At 45.8% G+C, this 19,649-nt stretch carries 19 protein-coding genes; 15 read left to right on the top strand and 4 right to left on the bottom strand.

Translation table 11 applies throughout. The features are described from left to right. The first annotated feature begins 87 nt into the window (after positions 1-87). The 4 genes from Q6A92_RS14770 (at position 88) to Q6A92_RS14785 (ending at position 4,852) form a co-directional block, all read left to right on the top strand. Positions 88-1,779: a formate--tetrahydrofolate ligase gene (locus Q6A92_RS14770; protein WP_274400705.1), complete on the top strand. Its 1,692-nt coding sequence runs from the start codon at positions 88-90 to the stop codon at positions 1,777-1,779. A gap of 152 nt (positions 1,780-1,931) precedes the next feature. After that, on the top strand, positions 1,932-3,398 hold the full coding sequence (locus Q6A92_RS14775; protein WP_332238565.1) for an MFS transporter: 1,467 nt from the start codon (positions 1,932-1,934) through the stop codon (positions 3,396-3,398). A gap of 47 nt (positions 3,399-3,445) precedes the next feature. Beyond that, positions 3,446-3,676 (top strand): DUF2164 domain-containing protein, encoded by a 231-nt coding sequence (locus Q6A92_RS14780; RefSeq protein ID WP_274400701.1) that lies wholly within the window; start codon positions 3,446-3,448, stop codon positions 3,674-3,676. Positions 3,677-4,015: 339 nt separating this feature from the next. Further along, positions 4,016-4,852, top strand: coding sequence for a VIT1/CCC1 transporter family protein (locus Q6A92_RS14785; RefSeq protein WP_332238566.1), 837 nt, complete (start codon positions 4,016-4,018; stop codon positions 4,850-4,852). Between the two features lie 39 nt (positions 4,853-4,891). Here Q6A92_RS14785 and Q6A92_RS14790 read toward each other — a convergent pair whose 3' ends face one another. Next, positions 4,892-6,166, bottom strand: a complete 1,275-nt coding sequence (locus Q6A92_RS14790; RefSeq protein ID WP_332238567.1) for an NAD(P)/FAD-dependent oxidoreductase — start codon at positions 6,164-6,166, stop codon at positions 4,892-4,894. A gap of 1,237 nt (positions 6,167-7,403) precedes the next feature. Between Q6A92_RS14790 and trhO the strand changes: the two genes are divergently transcribed. From trhO to Q6A92_RS14825, 7 genes are all read left to right on the top strand, one after another. Next, on the top strand, positions 7,404-8,336 hold the full coding sequence (gene trhO, locus Q6A92_RS14795; RefSeq protein ID WP_332238568.1) for an oxygen-dependent tRNA uridine(34) hydroxylase TrhO: 933 nt from the start codon (positions 7,404-7,406) through the stop codon (positions 8,334-8,336). Between the two features lie 865 nt (positions 8,337-9,201). Further along, positions 9,202-9,378, top strand: a complete 177-nt coding sequence (locus Q6A92_RS14800; protein ID WP_274400694.1) for a hypothetical protein — start codon at positions 9,202-9,204, stop codon at positions 9,376-9,378. Next, the gene (locus tag Q6A92_RS14805; RefSeq protein ID WP_274400692.1) at positions 9,368-9,811 is read left to right on the top strand and encodes a putative toxin-antitoxin system toxin component, PIN family; all 444 of its coding nucleotides are present in this window, start codon (positions 9,368-9,370) and stop codon (positions 9,809-9,811) included. Before Q6A92_RS14800 ends, Q6A92_RS14805 begins: the two co-directional genes overlap by 11 nt. Positions 9,812-10,502: 691 nt before the next feature. Then, positions 10,503-11,222 (top strand): B3/B4 domain-containing protein, encoded by a 720-nt coding sequence (locus tag Q6A92_RS14810; RefSeq protein ID WP_332238569.1) that lies wholly within the window; start codon positions 10,503-10,505, stop codon positions 11,220-11,222. A gap of 349 nt (positions 11,223-11,571) precedes the next feature. Beyond that, entirely contained in the window at positions 11,572-12,024 is a 453-nt protein-coding gene (locus tag Q6A92_RS14815) for a MarR family winged helix-turn-helix transcriptional regulator (RefSeq protein WP_332238570.1), read from the top strand. A gap of 21 nt (positions 12,025-12,045) precedes the next feature. Beyond that, on the top strand, positions 12,046-12,564 hold the full coding sequence (locus tag Q6A92_RS14820) for a GNAT family N-acetyltransferase (RefSeq protein ID WP_332238571.1): 519 nt from the start codon (positions 12,046-12,048) through the stop codon (positions 12,562-12,564). 22 nt (positions 12,565-12,586) lie between these two features. Next, positions 12,587-13,210, top strand: a complete 624-nt coding sequence (locus tag Q6A92_RS14825) for an FMN-binding negative transcriptional regulator (protein WP_332238572.1) — start codon at positions 12,587-12,589, stop codon at positions 13,208-13,210. A gap of 247 nt (positions 13,211-13,457) precedes the next feature. Here Q6A92_RS14825 and Q6A92_RS14830 read toward each other — a convergent pair whose 3' ends face one another. Together Q6A92_RS14830 and Q6A92_RS14835 are read right to left on the bottom strand one after the other, a co-directional pair. Then, the gene (locus Q6A92_RS14830) at positions 13,458-14,258 is read right to left on the bottom strand and encodes a protein-glutamine gamma-glutamyltransferase (RefSeq protein ID WP_274399618.1); all 801 of its coding nucleotides are present in this window, start codon (positions 14,256-14,258) and stop codon (positions 13,458-13,460) included. Further along, complete coding sequence (locus tag Q6A92_RS14835) at positions 14,255-15,238, bottom strand: hypothetical protein (protein WP_332238573.1); 984 nt, start codon at positions 15,236-15,238, stop codon at positions 14,255-14,257. Before Q6A92_RS14835 ends, Q6A92_RS14830 begins: the two co-directional genes overlap by 4 nt. 151 nt (positions 15,239-15,389) lie before the next feature. On the opposite strand from Q6A92_RS14835, the gene Q6A92_RS14840 reads away from it, so the two are divergent. From Q6A92_RS14840 to Q6A92_RS14855, 4 genes are all read left to right on the top strand, one after another. Beyond that, the gene (locus tag Q6A92_RS14840) at positions 15,390-16,184 is read left to right on the top strand and encodes a thymidylate synthase (RefSeq protein WP_274399615.1); all 795 of its coding nucleotides are present in this window, start codon (positions 15,390-15,392) and stop codon (positions 16,182-16,184) included. Further along, a complete protein-coding gene (locus Q6A92_RS14845; RefSeq protein ID WP_274399614.1) occupies positions 16,181-16,666 on the top strand; it encodes a dihydrofolate reductase in 486 nt (161 codons plus the stop codon). The genes Q6A92_RS14840 and Q6A92_RS14845 overlap by 4 nt, the downstream gene beginning before the upstream one ends. A 112-nt stretch (positions 16,667-16,778) precedes the next feature. Further along, positions 16,779-16,997: a hypothetical protein gene (locus tag Q6A92_RS14850; protein WP_274399613.1), complete on the top strand. Its 219-nt coding sequence runs from the start codon at positions 16,779-16,781 to the stop codon at positions 16,995-16,997. 667 nt (positions 16,998-17,664) lie between these two features. Next, positions 17,665-19,116: an NADP-dependent glyceraldehyde-3-phosphate dehydrogenase gene (locus tag Q6A92_RS14855; RefSeq protein WP_332238574.1), complete on the top strand. Its 1,452-nt coding sequence runs from the start codon at positions 17,665-17,667 to the stop codon at positions 19,114-19,116. Positions 19,117-19,295: 179 nt separating this feature from the next. On the opposite strand, the gene Q6A92_RS14860 is transcribed toward Q6A92_RS14855, so the two are convergent. Continuing rightward, positions 19,296-19,649, bottom strand: coding sequence for a hypothetical protein (locus Q6A92_RS14860; RefSeq protein WP_274399609.1), 354 nt, complete (start codon positions 19,647-19,649; stop codon positions 19,296-19,298).

A 19,649-nucleotide genomic window follows, 5' to 3' on the forward strand; every position in this document is an offset into this window, starting at 1 on the left:
TAAAAAGCAGTAATTTTTCGAATCATAGCAGACAATATGTTATGATGGATGTACTAATTCATTTTCCGAATGGGTGATCAAATAAAAATGACAAGCGATGCAAAAACGGTGAAATCAGACATTGAAATTGCACAGGAAGCCGTACTGGCGCCGATCAGCGAAATTGCCGGCGGACTCGGCCTTGACGAAGAAGACTGGGAGCCGTACGGGCGCTATAAGGCTAAAGTATCGGCCGATACTTTAGAAAAACTGAATGGTAAAAAGGACGGGAAAGTGATTCTCGTGACCTCGATTAACCCGACGCCCGCGGGAGAAGGAAAATCGACGGTGACCGTCGGGCTCGGGCAGGCGATGAACCGTATCGGAAAAAAGACGGTTATTGCGCTCCGTGAACCGTCGCTCGGACCGACGATGGGGCTGAAAGGAGGAGCCGCAGGAGGGGGCTATTCGCAGGTTGTCCCGATGGAAGACATCAATCTTCATTTTACCGGCGATTTTCATGCGATTACTTCGGCTCACAATGCCCTTGCCGCCTTTATTGACAATCACATCTATCAGGGCAATGAGCTGAATATTGATCCGCGCAGGATCGTCTGGAAACGTGTGCTTGATTTGAATGATCGTGCACTCCGGCATGTCATCGTCGGCCTCGGGGGAAGAACAAACGGGGTGCCGCGCGAAGACGGATTTGATATCACGGTCGCTTCAGAAATTATGGCCATTCTCTGCCTTTCCGTCAATCTCGATGATCTGAAGAAACGTCTCAGCAAAATGCTGGTTGCCTATACTTTCGACGGAGAACCGGTTTTTGTCAGGGATCTGAAAGTTGAAGGTGCGCTGACGCTTCTCCTGAAAGAGGCGATTCATCCTAACCTCGTACAGACACTCGAGAATACGCCGGCCTTTGTACACGGCGGTCCGTTTGCAAACATTGCCCACGGATGCAACAGCGTGCTTGCCACTAAAATAGGGGCGAAACTCGGGGAGTATTTGATCACAGAGGCAGGTTTCGGTGCAGACCTCGGTGCGGAAAAGTTTCTCGATATTACGACGCGGGCCGGCCATATCAAACCGAGTGCCGTAGTCATTGTCGCAACGATCCGTGCGCTGAAGATGCACGGAGGCCTGACGAAAGAAGAACTGAGACATGAAGATATGGAGGCACTGGCGCAAGGCATGGAGAATCTTGCCTGCCATATAGAAACCATCCGCTCGTTCGGTCTGCCCTATGTGATTGCGATTAATCATTTCATTTTTGATACGGATCGTGAAGTGGCCTTTGTCAAGGAGTGGTGTGCGAGAAACGGCCATCCGGTCGCCCTGGCCGATGTATGGGAAGACGGGGGCAGGGGCGGGGAACAGCTGGCCCGACTGGTCGTCGATACGGTAGAATCACGGGAAAATCATTTCAAACCGCTCTACGAATTGGACGATTCTGTCGAAGACAAACTGTCTGCCATCGTTACGAAGGTTTACGGCGGCAAGGATCTGGAATTATCCCCCAAAGCACGTAAACAGCTGGCTTCCATCAAAAAAAACGGATGGGATAAGTTTCCTGTCTGCATCGCTAAAACACAATATTCGCTCTCGGACGATCCGAAACAGATCGGGCGGCCGAAAGGCTTCACCATCCACGTGCGTGAGCTGAAAGTGTCGGCCGGTGCCGGCTTCATTATCGCTCTGACCGGCAATGTCCTGACGATGCCCGGCCTGCCGAAACGTCCCGCTGCTCTGAACATGGATGTCGGCGCTGACGGCAAGGCGACCGGCTTGTTTTAATCCATCTTCATCCTGTATCTGGGAGACTTGTTCATAATGACGCGAATCGAAGGGTATCACAGGAGAGAATACTGTGGTATCTTTTCGTTTGTCTGACTTGTGTCCTTTCCCCAGAGCTCGAAAAACTGAAATCATGTGTAAGAAGGTGCAAAATGGTATCTGATGTATCAAAAATAACCTCCTATCAGCAGGATGAATCGGTGCAGAAAAGACGCTGGATCATCCTCATTATCCTCAATCTGTTTACCTTTATGTCCACTCTTGATGCAAGCATCGTCAATGTAGCTCTTCCTGATATTTCGCATAGGCTTCACCTGCCGATTGCGAACAGTGAATGGGTCGTTACCATTTACCTGATGGTTATCTGCGTGTTTATCCTGATGTTCGGACGGCTCGGAGACATGTTCGGCAAAATTTTGATATTCCGTATCGGCACCATTCTGTTTATAATCGGTTCGCTGCTCTGCGGACTGAGCGGGAATCTCCCGTTTCTTCTGGCTGCAAGAGTCGTTCAGGCTATCGGGGCCTCAATGACAATGGCCAATAACTTCGGGATTGCGACGGATATATTTCCGGGAAGAGAAAGGGGACGCGCCCTCGGACTGATCGGCACGTTCGTCTCGCTTGGCGGCATCACCGGACCGGGGCTCGGCGGATTTATCGTTTATTCGCTCGGCTGGAATTATATTTTCTGGATCAATGTTCCGATCGGAATCGTCGTCATTTTTCTCGGCTGGAGAATGCTTCCGAAGGATATCTATCGATCGAAGGGCCGTTTGGATAAAAGCGGGACGCTGATCTTTGCCGCCTTTATCATTCTGTTTTTCACCGGGCTCCTGCTCGGGCAGAATGTCGGCTATCAGGATATACGGATTATCGCGTCTATCCTTCTTGCCGCGGTTCTGCTGTTTATTTTTATCGAGGTTGAGTGGCGTAAAAAAGAGGATCCGATGCTTCAGCTGAGACTGTTTAAAAACGGACTCTTCTCAGTCAGTATCATCTGCGCTTTTCTCGTGTTTGTCTCCAATTTTTGTTTCAATATCATCGCTCCTTTTTTTACCCAGGACATTCTGGGGCTGACGGCGCGGGATTCCGGTTTCGTGCTGATGCTTTTCCCGATTGCGATGGCTATTGTCGCTCCGCTGAGCGGTGCACTTTCTGATAAAATCGGTTCGGAAATTCTGACCTTTATCGGGCTGATGGTTCTCGTTGCTTCGCAGATCGGTCTGGGATTCTTAAACGCGGAGAGTCCGGCGGCTTACGTTGGTTTTCTTACGGCGCTGATGGGGGTGGGAAGCGGCTTTTTTCAATCGCCGAATAATTCGCTTGTTATGTCGACAGTCCCAAGATCGCAGCTTGGAAGCGCGGGAAGCGTTAATGCGCTGATCAGAAATCTTGGTATGATCGTCGGGATCACTTTTGCTACAACGCTGCTGTTTTTCAGCATGAGTATGAAAGCAGGCTACCGTGTGACCGGTTTAATCTCAGGCCGGCCGGATATCTTTTTGTACGCGATGCACATTGTTTTCCTTGCTTCGGCCGGTATTTGCATGATCTGTGCCATTCTTACGGGAGTGCGCTATCTGCATGCCAGGAGCGTGCACGTCCATGCTCATTGATGTGTTTTTTCTAAGAAATTAAAAAGCCTTGCAAATGAGGGATTAAAATGGATCTGACAAGAGCTCAGAAGAAAGAACTGCTTGATAAGCTGCAAAGCTATTATTTTGATGCGAATCATGAACGGCTCGGTCTGATCGGGGCCGAGAATCTGCTGACATTTTTCATGAATGAATGTGCGCCGCTGGTTTATAATCAGGCACTGAAAGATGCCAGATTCGTCGTTGAGCAGCAGTTTTCATCACTGGATGAAGAACTCGGCGTCCTTGAAAAACGATAATTCATCAGTTACCAGGCCGAATTATAAATGATAAAAAATAATGGTAGTCGATAATGATAATTAAAATCAGTTATGAAACTAAGAGGATGGATCCCTATAAATCAATACATAGGGGTCCATTAGTTTGATTATAAAAAAATAATTATTATACTTGTAAGCATGATAAAGCCGTGCTATTATGGATGCATTGCGAAGCGTTCCGTTCGATTGAATCCGTTATTTTATCTTCTTTTATAATAATCAGTTGCTGCCAAAATAGAAAATGTTCCGTAAAAATTAAGCGGAAAGGACCGTTGTCATTTTAATATGAGTTCAAAAGATGAGAAGTATCTGTCGTTTTTGGGGAAACTTGCATTACTTCAGTCGATGCTTTACCAATACTGGCAGGAAAATCCCAAACTGGTGCACAATCGTCAGGTTTACGCAAAGCTTGCCGGGGTAGAGCGGCAGATGATCCGGATTCTGCAGGCGGAAGACATTCATAGCAATATCCGCAGTCTGTTCAACGTGACAGTTTTCGTTGCACGGCTGCTGGGATTTACATTTGTCACTCAATGGCTGATGAGAAAGAAGGAACGCCGGATCCGCCGCCTTTCCGTCTCAAACGACGGACGGTCCCTGGAGAAAATCGGAGAAATCCGCTCGCTTGTTGCATCGGAGAAGGAGCTGATCGGTCAATTAAAGGAAAGCCGTCTCGATTTTGTCGGTGCAATTATTCTTGGCATGAACGATGCCCTTGTCGAGATTACGGGAAGCGTGGCCGGTTTTACTTTATCAATGTCCAACTCGATGATGATTGCGATCGCCGGACTTATAGCCGGCATCGCCGCTTCACTGTCGATGGGAGCAAGTGAGTTTATGGCGGAAAGATCGGAAGGGAATATTAAAAAAGCAGCTACTGCCGCAATTTATACAGGATTTTCGTATATTTTCACCGTCGTTCTGCTCGTCCTGCCTTTTTTCCTGGTACCGAATAATCAATATATACTGGCTCTTCTTATCACCGTCATGATCTCTGTGTCCATTATATTTATTTTCAGCTATTACATGGATGTTGCGAAAAAGATCGGGTTCAAACAGCGCTTTTGGGAAATGGCGATCATTTGTCTCGGCGTTTCGGCTCTTACCTTTTTCATTGGTTTTGTCGTGAAAACTTATTTTGGCGTCGGTGCCTGATCCCGGACAAGCGGGCGCAATCAGCCGTTTGTCCGTTTTTTAATTGAAGAAAAGGTTCTGCTTTTTCGCTGCCGCCGCAACGCCTGCTGCGTGACCGGTAACGAATGCGGAAGTAATATTATAGCCCCCCGTGTAGCCGTGAATATCCATGATTTCTCCGCAGAAAAAAAGGCCGGGCATGATTTTGGATTCCATCGTTTTCGGATTGATTTCTTTCAGTGAAACACCGCCTCCCGTAATGAACGCTCTTTCGATCGACAGGCTCCCGTTGATCCTGACGGGAAATGATTTGAGGATTGCTGCCATGCGGCGGATTTCGTTTTTAGAAAGCTCATGAAAATTCTTTTCGGAAGACAGATGAATCTGTCCGAATAAAAAAGTCAGATAGCGTTCCGGAACGATCCCTTTCCAGATGTTTTTGATCGCCTTTTTCGGTTCTGCTTCCGCTTTTTGAAAAAGCAGATCAAAGAGCTCCTGTTCATTCAGATCGGGGAGCGGATCAATTTTGACGATTACATCGGCTGTTTTGAATTTTTTCAGGGCTTTAACGACAAACTGGCTGAGTCTTAAAATTGCCGGACCGGACAAGCCGAAATGTGTAAACAATATATCCCAGCGGTGCGTCTGGATCGGCTTCCCGTGAGGATCGACCAGGGTAGCGGCGGCATCACGCAGAGAAAGGCCCTGCAGAATCTTTGACTGAATGAAGGGTTCGGCTGATGTCAGCGGCACTTCGGTGGGATAGAGATCAGTAACAGTATGGCCGGCAGCTTTCGCCCACGCGTAGCCGTCGCCTGTAGAGCCGGTCTGCGGGACCGATTTTCCGCCGACCGCAACAATCACACAGCGGGCCGGTATTTTTTCACCCGCGGCTGTTTTTACTCCTTGTACACTTTCCCGGTACAGAACGGCCTGCACGGGCTGGTTGACTGTGATTGCTACCCGGAGTGCCCGGACCTTTTTAAGCAGTGCTTGAACCACCGAAAGAGCACTGTTTGAGACAGGGAAAACCCTCCCGTGGTCTTCCTCTTTCAGGCGGATCCCCAGTTTTTCAAAGAAAGCGATAATATCGCGGTTGCTGAATGCCGAAAGGGCGCTGTATAAAAATCTTCCATTGCCCGGAATGTTCCGGATCAGCTGATCGATCGGCATCGCATTTGTCACATTGCAGCGTCCGCCCCCTGAAATGGCCAGTTTTCTGCCGAGTTTGTCTCCCTTGTCAAGAAGCAGAACTTCGGCTCCGTTCTCCGCTGCTGCGATCGAAGCCATTAAGCCGGCCGGACCGCCGCCTACTACAATCACATCATAAGTCATTCCCGCAACCCGCTCTCTTTTTTTGTTAGTTATCGTTCCCGTTTTTGACTATACCAGAAGATGATGCTCTTTGCATCCTGAATCGTCCCGGCTTGTTCGATTGATTCGCCTTCCTTCACCATGTGCCCCTTTTCAAAAAATAAGGTATCTCCTTGTAGACCGGCAGCAGTTAAGTCGCAGCAACGAATCTCTGGATTTTAAGTGCAGGGGGAGTGCTCAGATGCGGAGGCATTCTAGCGGAAGAACCATAGCTGACACAGATGCAAATACGGTGCTTTGTTACATAGGAGTGCTTACTGGACGTAAAAAAAACGATTCCTGTTCAGGCCGTCTAAAAAGAAAAATTAATTCTTAAAATGAGCAAGTCTATTAAAATCCATATCAGTCCTTTACTGAGAATTGGTGATTGTGCAGCAGCGTCGGACGGTGAATCGACTGAAATAAAAAGCCGTGATAATATGGGACGATGAATTTTTTGTCAGGCTGATTCGGCCGGATTCAACTTGAGCTTTCGGCGCGAATTTTCAGCAATTTGGAGCGACTCTTGTCCGATTCGGCGCGAGTTTTCAACAATTCGGAGCAACTCTCGATCGCTTCGGAGCGACATTTCGGCGTTTCAGTGCGTCTCTGACCGCATTCGGTGCGATCGCTCAATTTCGGAGCGACTTCCCAATGACTCGGCGCGAGTTTTCAGCAATTCGGCGCAATATTTAAGTGATTCGGAGCGACTCTCGCTTCGGAGCGGCCGCTCAATTTCGGAGCGACTTCCTGATGATTCGGAGCAACATTTCGGCGTTTCGGTGCGTCTCTGACCGCATTCGGTGCGATCGCTCAATTTCGGAGCGACTTCCCGATGATTCGGCGCGAGTTTTCAGCAATTCGGCGCGACTCTCGCTTCGGAGCGGCCGTCTCATGCTTGGTTCAGCCTTCTGAATTCGATCGGATGGCTGCGCAATCCGTCAGCTGCACGATAGTTTTTTTCTTAACTGAAAAAAGCATTTTCAGATTGAATCCGGCCCATGAATAAACAACCTTTTTACATGGCAGCTATAATTCAGCAGAAGCATGCTGTTCGTGCTGCTTTGATGAAATATCCTTGTCTGTATTTATCAGCGGGCCGAGCAACCAAAAAATGTGATATTTGTCACTGAGATGAATTTTTGATAGGATATGAAATGTTCTTTACGATTTCTGCAGGAAGAGCAGGATCGGATGAATTCTGAGCGGGGTGTGAAGAATGACTGAGTTAGAAAAACCTTATCGTATTTACCAATATGTGGCCATTGACGATCCGGCCATTTTTGCTAAGAAGCATCTGGATTTTTGTAAGCGTCTCGGATTGAGGGGCCGGGTTCTGGTTGCAAAGGAGGGGTTGAACGGCACATTGTCCGGGCCGGCGGAGCAGACGCAGATTTACATGGATACGCTGCACCGCGATCCGCGTTTTAGGAATATGGCATTTAAAATCGATGAAGCCGGCGGCCATGCATTTAAGAAAATGCACGTCCGGCCGCGAAAAGAAATTGTTGCGTTCAAGCTTGAAAATGATATCGATCCGCAGCGGCTGACCGGGAAACATCTTAAACCGAAGGAATTTTACGAAGCGCTTCGGGATGAGAATACGATTGTTATTGACGCGCGCAACGACTATGAAACGCAGATCGGCCATTTTAGAAATGCGATATTGCCCGAAATTAAGACTTTCCGCGATCTGCCTCATTGGATTGAGCAGAACCTGTCAGATCAAAAGGATAAAAAAGTGCTGACCTACTGCACCGGCGGCATCCGCTGCGAGAAATTCAGCGGGTACTTGATCAGGGCCGGATTCAAGGATGTCGGCCAGCTGGACGGCGGCATCGTTACGTACGGCAAAGACCCGGAAGTGAAAGGGAAACTTTACGACGGCAAATGCTATGTGTTTGATCAGCGCATATCTGTACCGGTCAATCGTACGGATGAAGATGTAGTGATCGGCCGCTGCCATCATTGCGGCAGGCCGACTGACCGGATCGTCAACTGTGCGAATCCCGAATGCAACCGGCAGTATATTTGCTGTGAAGCGTGCGAGAAAAAATATCAGCGTTCCTGCAGCGATGCCTGCCGGAAACATCCGCGCAACCGCTGGTATTTGGAGCGGGAAGATCAAAAAGATGCAACGCCGGTTAAGTAACAAATAGTTAATTCCCAACCCGCATTTGTAACATAAATGATTCGCAGTAAAGACCGGCATCTTCATTTGTTGAATGAGTCAATGAGGGTGCTTTATTTTGGATGCGGATTTTTTATATTGCGAATGATATGTGCCATAGCCAGGCCAAAGGTATGTATAATGGACCCAATCATTTAAATATGAAATAAAGATGGCGTTTTGGTAAAGATTTCGAACAATGAAAATAGAATTGTTTTTTTACGCATAAGAAATGGATCTGGAAGGCTGGCAAGTATCATTCAACGAAAAGCAGTAAAGTCTATTTCACATGGAACAATATGAATCGACGAACAAGTATAAATTCCGATGATAAAAACTGGCGAAGCAGCAAAAATTGTTCTGTTGTCGATGAATGGCACAACTTCCGGAACTTTGCTGAATGATATTATAACCGGGCATAAGATGGGATGAGACAAAGGTATCCTTGTTAAAGGCAACAAGATTTGTTTCCTAAACAGGCTGTTTTGTTCCTCACGAACTGAGTTCATTTTTTACAAGCCATTCGAATGACGGAGGGCTGCTGCCGGCTGGCGTGAATAGATATGTGGATACATTTAAAGCACAATTAATTAACTGGAATAAGATGCCCTGGGATATGGATACACCTGAGAAAGCATTTCAGGTATATCAAGGACGGAAAAGAAAAGCGGATTAAGAAGCTGCTGGAAGGTGGATACCTGATAAGGTATAGGTATATATAGAGCAATGATCGACCGGACTGTGGAAATTAGCGATTAAAGTTATATACTTTTATTTACTGCATGTAGTATAATTTAATAGAAATTGAACGTATACTAATACCACTATATATTAGGCGGTGTTGGTCATGTGTGATAAAGAGGAGCGTGAAGATATGTCAGCAGTAAAAATTGCTGAAAGCAATAAAAAAATATCTGACTCTTTACTTAATATCCGCCGCATCGCACAGCAGCAAATGAAAAAACATGGGCAAACATATGATGATGTTTTGAAAGTGGTTAAAGAATATAGAAATGGCAGATAAAGTTATTATTGATACTAATATTTTTGTGAATGCTTTTTTTAAACAGGACACTGAATTAGAGTGCCTGGATATTATATCCAATTTACAGCAATTCAACATTCGATTGCTTTTTTCTCAAAATACAATTGGCGAATTAATGTATGTAGTTAAACGAAGTGCCAACTCGGCAAATTGGGATGAAGAGGCAAAGTTAAATGTTTTACGTTTATTGGCAGATGTTTTCTATTATGGGAAATCTGTCAATACACGACATATAGATAAATCATCTCTCCCATCTATTAAAGATCATGATGACGATATGTTTATAGAATTAGCTTATTCGACTGAAACAGATTATTTAGTCACAATGGATGGCAAAAGCGGGATGTTGGATTTGGGCAATGCACCATTTAAATGCTGTACACCTGCTGAATTTTTGCAATACATGAGATAACGATGATTATTAAGATGGAAAATCACGCATCCTCTAGTCAGGATGCTTTTATTATGCCCGAATTTAAGCTCAATTTCCCCGATTTTTATTTATTAATGAACGGATGACGGAGGAAGCTGCAGATTGAAACACTAGAAAATCGAGAAGTTGTTTTCTTTGTTTTTGACCAGATCCAGACACCATCATCTCTAATATTGTCTGAAAATTGATGACCTGACCGGCCAAGTTCCCTTTTCGCAGGATCAGCCGGCTCTCTCAATGGCGTTCCATTAATAAAGTGTGCCTCCGTAAGGTTTTGAAGCAGTATATAATCCTTCGTTAAACAAATATTTTTCAGTTAAAAAAAGACACGGAGTATATTTTAAAAAAGAATAATGATTATGTTTGAAATAATGAAACTGCACGGTGTGGACAATAGTCTGCAGAAATATTGATGAGGAGTGTTAAAGACAGTGACTTGATCGAGATTATTAAAGAAAGGCCAACATGATCACATGTATTGTTGCAAATGCAACGGAATTAAACTATATTTAATATATGCCTTTTTGATGCATTTGCAATAAAAATAATGGAAGACATTTCTTCATGGAATCGGCAACGGCAAGGGAATTGTTATTCTGCAGAATTTAAAGTTTACTGACCGGCACTATAGTATCTTGAACGAATTTTAAAGTCGAGGAGGCATTTTTAAATGAAAAAGTTTGTTATCGAAGATCAATTCTGGAGTACATTTCCGGATGCAAGAATTGGTACTGTTATTTGCAACGGCATTGATAACTCTATAAAGGATAAAAATAAATATCAGGATATCATCTATAATTCGGAAAGGGAAGCCTTGCACTATCTGGAGCATGCGGAAGAATTCAGCAGTATTGAAGCAGTTAAAGTATGGAGAGAGGCATTTCGAAAGTTTAAAACCAAAAAAGGTGCAAGATCCTCTGTTGAGGCACTATTAAAACGAGTGTATAAAGGGAAACATTTGGGAACGATTAATCCATTGGTCGATATATATAATTCTATTTCTTTGAGATATGCGCTGCCTTGCGGCGGTGAAGATATAGATACCTTTGCGGGTAATATCAGATTGACTAAAGCAGCGGGAATTGAAAACTTTGTTACATTAGGAACGGATAAAAACGAACCGCCCTATGAGGGTGAGATCGTATACAAAGATGATGGCGGAGCCATTTGCAGGTGCTGGAATTGGCGCGAATCCGTGAGAACGATGCTTACGGAAAAGACAGAGAATGCTTTTTTGTGTATTGAGTTAGTTGATGAAAGAAGATTGAATACGTTGGAAAATGCTTTAAAAGACCTGGCGGCATCGGTTCAGGATAATTTAGGGGGAACATGCGTCATTTCAATTCTTGATATTAACAATAAAGAAGTATCAATTGAGGCGAAGCGATGAGAACCGGCGCCTTCCACTGAGTATAAGTCTCTGAACGGAATCATAACGAGATCCGTTTAGAGGCGGACTATTTTTATTATGCTTACGTGTTTTGCCGCTTTTTGGCAAACAGCACCAGGTCGTCTGTTTTATGAATGATGCGATGAAGGTATTGGATCTTGCTTAGATAATGATATGCAGCAACTATCCTTACTTTTCTTGTTCCGATTTCATCGTTCTTTTACCCCTTTTGGATTAAGTCATCATGAATGATGACTCACTATAACCTGGATCAATTTTTGCCGCGAATGCAAACATCATAGTTAAAGTAATCTTTATTTGCAACTAAAATGATGTTAAGGAGTTCATTATGAAGGAAATTCTTCGTGAAATCGGAATGATAGCCAGGGCGTTAGATTCCATAAGCAATATAGAATTTAAAGAATATGATCTTACAAAAGGGCAGTATTTGTACCTTGTGCGGATATGTGAAAACCCGGGGATCATTCAGGAAAAGTTAGCCGGGATGATAAAAGTGGACCGGACAACAGCGGCTCATGCTGTAAAAAAACTTGAATTGAATGATTTTATTGAAAAGAAGGACGATAAGCATAACAAGAAGATAAAAAAACTCTTTGTGACAGAGAAGGGGCAAAAGATTTATCCTTTTATAAAACGAGAAAATGACTATTCTAATCTCGTTGCATTGGCCGGATTTTCCGAAAAAGAAGCAGAAGCTATTTCCAATCTTCTTCAGAGGGTAAGAAAAAATGTTGAAAAGGATTGGGAATTTGTCAAGAAGGGGAACAAAAGAAATTATTGAGAATATAGAAGGGTCGCGGAAATGGCTGTAAAAATAAAAAAATGCACATTTGAAGACTTACTCATACTTCAAAGAATGAGTTATGAAACATTTAATGAAACATTTGTGCATCAGAATTCACCCGAAAACATAAATGCCTATTTGGAGAAGGCGTTTAACTTAAAACGCTTGGGAAAAGAGTTATCCGATATTTCCTCGCAATTCTTTTTTGTTTATTTGGATAATGAAATTGCCGGGTATTTAAAAGTCAACATCAATAATGCCCAGTCTGAAGAAATGGGTGATGAAGCACTTGAAATCGAGAGAATCTATATAAAAAATGAATTTCAAAAACATGGACTTGGCAGATATCTGTTAAATGAGGCTGTAAAGTTTGCGATGGAACGCAATAAAAAGAAAATCTGGCTGGGCGTATGGGAAAAAAATGAAAAGGCTCTTGCCTTTTATCAGAAAATGGGGTTTATTCAAACGGGAGCCCACTTTTTTTATATGGGAGATGAAGAACAAAAGGATTTTATAATGACCCGAATACTCCTATGACTTTTTTGAGAGGCGGATTATAATGTATATTCCAAAATGTTTTAAGGTCACAAATGTTGATGAAATCTGGAATTTTGTTCAAAAAAACTCCTTTGGCACGATTATCACAACGGAACAGGGGAAGCCGATAGCGACACATATGCCCTTTGGGTTCACTAAAAAAGGCGATGACTTCTATATTAGCGGTCATATGGCTTATGGAAATCCTCAGTGGAGAACATTTGAAGCGTGTAATGATGTGCTTGTGATGTTTCAGGGACCGGACGCTTACATCTCTTCTTCATGGTATGGGCATGAAGAAGTTCCGACATGGAATTACCAGGCCGTCCATGTATATGGCAAAGCAAGCATTTTAGAGAAAAATGAATTAATCGAAGAATTAACAAAAATGATGGAACATTATGAGCAAAATCGGGAACATCCTGTTCTATGGGATAAACTTTCTCCTGAACTCTTAGAAAGTGAACTGAAAGGAATCGTTGGATTTAAAATTAAAGTAAAAGAGATTCAGGCCGCTTATAAATTAAGCCAGAACCGAAGTGAGACGGATTATATTAATATCATTGAAAAACTGCAAAATGAAGGGAGTCCAAATTCAAAACAAATAGCGGAGCTGATGAATAAGGGATCAAAAAATCGCATATAAACCCGCTTTATTCAGCCCTCGGGCATACTGAAAACTATACTTAAACATTGTAAAAGATTGTGCTTAAAGTATTATTGAAGACTTTAAGCAAAAATGATTAAAAACTGAACACCAATCTGTTTAATCTGGTTAAAGACGCATTTATTTAGGAACAATTTCTTTCAAAACGTCTGATCTTTATCGTAAAATGCTATTTATGAAAGCGTTCTTGAACAAACTTTCGTTGAAAGCAATGTTTGAAAACTCTCTAAAAAGTATAAGTCGATGTCCCTGCCGCGATTCTTATGACATCTGTCTGCCCTCCGGCGTCAAGCTCTGAAAGTGCCAGATAATCCGGACGGGTGGCGCCGGGCATCAGAAAGGCGGAAATCTCGGCGCCTCTTCTTCGATATTTGTTCAGTTCCGCAATGATCTGTTCGGCGGGAAGAATGCCGATGCCGTGGCCGAAGTAGAGATGGTTCGACAGATCGACCGCATTCTCGCCCTGCCACTGCGGTGTCTGGGGATTGACCTCGGGATTTTTAAAGTAACGAATGTCTCCGGGAATTCCGGATCCGACGTGATTTATGTTTCTCAAAGGGAAAAAAGGATGATTCTGCCAATCCCAAAGATAGAGATGCTGAAAGACGGCATTGAAGCGCTCTTCCCGTACAGTCTCAATCAGCGCTTTATAAAAGACAATCATCATGGCAGTCGCGCATTCAAAGGCGTAGGCGTCTCCGTTTCTAAAAATGTCGCGTATAGCTTCCGAAGGCTGCCGTCCGGGTCTCAGTTCGAAACCTCCTTCACCGGTCAGAGACCAGAAAAGCTCATTGCATGCCGAGTAGTAAAAGGTTGCGAATGCTGCCCGGCTGTTCTGAAGCGCGCGCGCCGCGGCAATCGTTTCAGAACGGAATTTGATTTCAAAAGTCAGTTCGCGGCGGGATGGGTAAACAAACATTTCTGATGAATCGCTCATGGCCTGAAAAATTTTCGAGGCATTTGCTCCGATCGCACTGAAGCTCCCCGCTGCATCTGCCGTAAGCGTCTGACCTTCCACAATAATCATGCGCCTTCCTCCCCGTAACGGCGTTCCTTGAGAGTGCCGATCTGCTGATTCAGAGGCTGTGCGATCCAGAATCGCCAATTTCCCGGCTGCTGCTTCCGCAGTTGGCCGGAAAAGCGGGAAAGGGCGATTTGTGTTTTGAGGGGCAATTTTAAAAAAGCCAGGTAATTTCTTTTTTCTTCCGGCAAAAGTGTCTGCATAGGCTCTCCGGTCCGGGGAATGACCGCTTTTCCAAGATACTTAGCACTGTAATGGATCCGGTAAGGCCTGGCGCCGGGGGCGGCGTCGTTCGTCTCTCCCGTATACACCAGATAGTGCCCGTTTTCTTCGTACCAGGCTTCAAAGACAAAAAAAGCGGCCCGGCAATCCAGTGCGTGACGCACTTCCGGAATGAAAGAGAGCATGCGCCGGGCGTAATCGCTTTCCACAGTCTGCTCCGAGAGAAGATAATTGGCAAGATAAACGAGACAAACAGGGTTTGCGGTTTCCAGCAAGGCGCTGATTAAATAATGGCGCTGGCTTTTATTTTTATAACGGTAGAAAATCAGATCGATCATTTCTTTTATCCAATCATGATGGTACGTGTGCAGAATATGAATCGCCGTCTGATCGATCACCTGGGTATAATCGGTAGAAAGGATATTCTTCCATCCGGTGCGAAGAACCCAGAGGAGCGATCCGACGACAAGATCATGTTGATCCGGGAAGGGGGCATTCAGGTCAATCCCAAGATCGGCACCCTGAAGTACATTGCGGATGTGGGCGAGGACAATGCGATTGCGTGCACTCAGACCCTCTCCGCGCTTCTCTAAATGTTCTCTCAGGGTAAACAAAGCCGGAAATTCAAGCTTCGGATCGTTAATCAGCTTAAGTGCGCTTTTCATGTCTGTCTGACAGAGCTGTGTCCATTCTTCCTGCAAGGCGCCGGGATGCTCGCGGCGCAGACGATTCAGAGGATTGCCCTGCTGCGTGTCGGCATTCATAGCTTTCTCCTCCCATTTAGCGGTGCTTGTAACATGACTATGCATGGCTGCGGATGATTATGATTTTGTTAACGCGGTTCCGGCAGATATGTCGGGCCCGGTCGGATTATGATACTATAGAGAGCAGAGAGACACGAGGGGTGATGGAATCATGAAACAGTATTTGGATTTGTGCCGAAAGGTTCTGGAAGAAGGCCACCGGAAATCGGACCGGACCGGGACCGGAACGATCAGCCTCTTCGGCTATCAGATGCGCTTCGATCTTCAAAAGGGTTTTCCGCTGCTGACGACAAAGAAACTGCACTATAAATCAATTATTTATGAACTGCTTTGGTTCCTGAAGGGCGATACCAATGTAAAATATCTTCAGGATCACGGCGTCCGTATCTGGAACGAATGGGCGGATGAGAACGGGAATCTCGGTCCGGTCTACGGCCGCCAGTGGCGCTCATGGCCCGGCAAAAACGGCGGAACCGTTGATCAGATTTCAAATGTGATAGACCAGATTATACACCACCCGGACTCCCGCCGCCTGGTTGTTACTGCATGGAATCCGGCGGATATTCCGGACATGGCGCTGCCTCCGTGCCACTGCCTGTTTCAGTTTTATGTCAACGACGGCAGGCTGAGCTGCCAGCTTTATCAGCGCAGTGCCGATATTTTTCTCGGGGTGCCATTTAATATTGCTTCCTATGCACTGCTGACGGAAATGATCGCTCATGTAACCGGGCTGGAACCGGGAGAGTTTATACATACACTGGGCGATGCTCATATTTACCTGAATCACATCAGTCAGGTCAAAGAACAATTATCGCGAACGCCCCGCCCGCTGCCGGAGCTGAAAATTTTGCGCGACGTGCCGTCTGTTTTCGACTTTGATTATGACGATTTCAGCATCGAGGGCTATCATCCTTATCCGCACATCAAAGGTGAGGTGTCCGTATGATTTCATTTCTTGTGGCGATGGACCGAAACCGGCTGATCGGCCGCGGCAATGATTTGCCGTGGCATCTGCCGGCCGATCTCCGCTATTTTAAAAAAATAACGACCGGCCATCCGGTCATTATGGGCAGGAAAACGTTCGAGTCGATCGGGAAACCGCTTCCGGGAAGAAAGAATATAGTACTGACGCGTGATTCGGAGTTTCGATATGAAAATGTTGCTGTCTTCCATTCTGCAGAAGATTTCCTGAAGAGCGGGATTTCTTTTGGCAAAGAATGTTTTGTTATCGGCGGCGCCCAGATTTTTGAGACATTCATCGCTTATGCCGACCGCCTGTATATCACTTGTATTGATGCTGAATTTGAAGGAGATACCTATTTCACAGCTTTTGATGAAGAAAAGTGGCGGCCTGTCTCTGAAATACAAGGGACGCTTGATCGAAAGAATGTTTTCCCGCACACTTTTTTTGTCTATGAACGGGCGTGAACGTGCCGTTACAGGTTTTTGACGGTTCGCAAAGCCGGCGTTTTGTCTTCTCTGTTTCACCCCTTTACGGCCGCTGCATAAACTGTTAAAAAGGGTGACGGAGTTGATATGAATGATAATATACGCTCTGCAGCTTCTCCTCTGTTATGGAATAATCGGATTGATAACGGGATGGATGCTGGGTGTGCTGCCGTTTTGGCAAATGTGGAAAAAAAGGCACGTTGCCGCTTTTTTCTTTCTGATCATCGCCTGGCTGCCGGTCGCTATCCTGGCCATCTTCGCGGCTCCGTTTGTTAATTTGACACAAATTGAACAGGAAACCGAACTTTAAAAAGGAGCTCTGATCCATGAGCCCCTTTACTTTTTCGCCGGCACTGCCGCCTGCCAGTACAGAGATGAGGCGGCAGCGGGCGAAGCGTGATAAAGCCGGATTCCGCAAAGAGGAAGATACATAGGCCGGGAGCGGATCAATCATTGTTTCGATCGGCTGAATAGGTTGACCGGAGACGGTTACAGGGCGTTTTCGCGCGGATGATGATTGGCCGTCATTCGTTCACTCCCGGCCGGCTGCAGAAGGACCGGCGGGAAGAAAATCTTCAGGGGGAGCACCGTTCGGTTGGGCAGATCCTTTTGGGGTAGCCGCGTCGGGAATATTATTCTTCTTGGACGGACTAGCTGCCGCTTTATTAAATGAATGTTCGGAACATTATTATAAAATAAATTATGTATTGTGATTTGAATCACAATGAAATTATATTTCTTTACAATACTGTGAATTTGCTTTAAACCAGGATGCTAAAAGGGTAAGATTTATTCGAATTAAATTTTTCTGTTAATGTTTATCTATTTCCATCAAAGCATAACGGTGGATAAAAATAAATTTTCATGTAATAATGCGTATGATGATATTGAACTATTTTTCTAAAATTTTTAAATGAAGAGAAAATAATTGTCAATGCGCAGATTCGGATTGGCAAATAAAGGAGAAATGAAAGGGTATGGCTTCAAATGTTTCAGAGTTGACCACCTACAAGGCTTATTTAGGCGGAAAATGGGAAGAGAGTTCTTCCGGTCAGACGATCGCCATAAAGTCTCCTTATCTTCGTGAAACGATTGGTTTTGTCCAGGCGGTGACACAGGAAGAAGTGGATGCGGCTATTCGTGCAGCCCATCAGGCCCAGAAAAAATGGGCGGCGCTGTCATTGAACGAACGCGGTGCCGTTCTGGATCGCTGGGCCGATGAACTTATTAAAAATGAAAAAGAAATCGCCGGAACGGTGATGCACGAAGTCGGCAAGAGCGATCGCGATTCAAGGAAAGAAGTGGTGAGGACCGCCGATCTGATCAGATACACTGTCCAGGAGGCGCTGCACATGCACGGTGAAAGCCTGAGGGGCGACGGCTTCCCGGGGGGATCGCAGAAAAAACTGGGCATTGTTGAGAGAGAGCCGCTAGGTGTCGTGCTGGCGATTTCGCCGTTTAATTATCCGGTTAATCTAGCCGCTTCCAAGATTGCTCCGGCGCTGATGGCAGGAAACGGAGTCATTTTTAAACCGGCGACTCAAGGGTCGATCAGCGGGATTAAGATGATTGAGGCGCTGGATAAGGCCGGCCTTCCCAAAGGGGTGCTCAGTCTGACGACCGGACGCGGCTCGGTGATCGGCGACTATCTGGTTGAGCACAAGGGAATCAACATGATCAGTTTTACCGGCGGGACGAATACCGGCCGCCGCTTGTCAAAACAATCGACGATGATTCCGCTCGTCCTTGAACTTGGCGGAAAAGATCCGGCGCTTGTCTGTGAAGACGCCGATCTGGATGTTACGGTCAAGAGCATCATAAACGGGGCGTTCTCTTATTCCGGTCAGCGCTGCACGGCAATCAAGCGTGTGATCGTCAATGAAAAGATTGCAGACAGACTGGTTGCAAGGCTTAAAAACGAGGTTGAAAACTTGTCCGTCGGATCCCCGGAAGAGGACAGCACGATTGTGCCGCTGATCGACGATCCATCGGCAGACTTCGTCCAGAGGCTGATCGACGATGCACTTGCCCGAAATGCGACGCTCATTGCCGGCAACCGGCGCAGGGATAATCTTATTTATCCGACACTGCTTGACAATGTGACGAAAGATATGGATGTTGCCTGGATTGAACCGTTCGGACCCGTCCTTCCTGTTATCCGGGTAAAATCGGATCGGGAAGCCGTTGAAATAGCCAACCAGTCGGAATTTGGCCTGCAGGCCAGCATCTTTACTCAGGATATTGACCGGGCACTTGCCGTTGCCAGACAGGTTGAGGCCGGTACGGTGCAGATTAACGGACGTACGGAGCGCGGGCCGGATCATTTCCCGTTTCTCGGCGTCAAAGCGTCCGGAATGGGCGTTCAGGGAATACACAACAGTCTGCTCTCGATGTCCCGCCAGAAAGTGACCGTTTTGAATTTGAAATAATCATAAAGAGAGGAACGAAAAGGAGGCCGCTGAAAAACACATGCTTTTCAGCGGCCTCGCGGAAAGTTTCTCTTTTTTTTTGACTTTTTCTGGCCGGGGCTTAGAAAACGAAGGAGCATTCACAGGCATTCCTGTGTTGGTCGACCGGCACGGGACCCGATTCCCTTCCATCCCGTTGATTAGTAATAGTAAGGTCCCGGTCCATAGTATCCGCCATAAGGTCCGTAATAAGGCCCCGGTCCGTACGGAGAGACCGGGCCGCCGTAAGGGTAAGGCCTGACGCCGATGACCGAGCCGAGGCCAACACCGAGCAGCCCTCCCGCAAAGCCTCCTAAAAAGGGAAGGCCAAAGAAAAAGACTCCGGGATTGCGGCTCTCCGACTCGGGAACAGATGTGTCAAACGGCTTCAGGTACACCTTCTCCTGATCGACGGAATCGATGATGCCGTAGTGGACGGTGCCGTCATCGCATTTAATTTCAACGGGCTGGTTAATAAAAGCGCGGCATTTTTCGTAATATTCGTTAGACGACAT

Source organism: Sporolactobacillus sp. KGMB 08714 (assembly GCF_036598985.1).
Taxonomy (GTDB): Bacteria; Bacillota; Bacilli; order Bacillales; family Sporolactobacillaceae; genus Sporolactobacillus.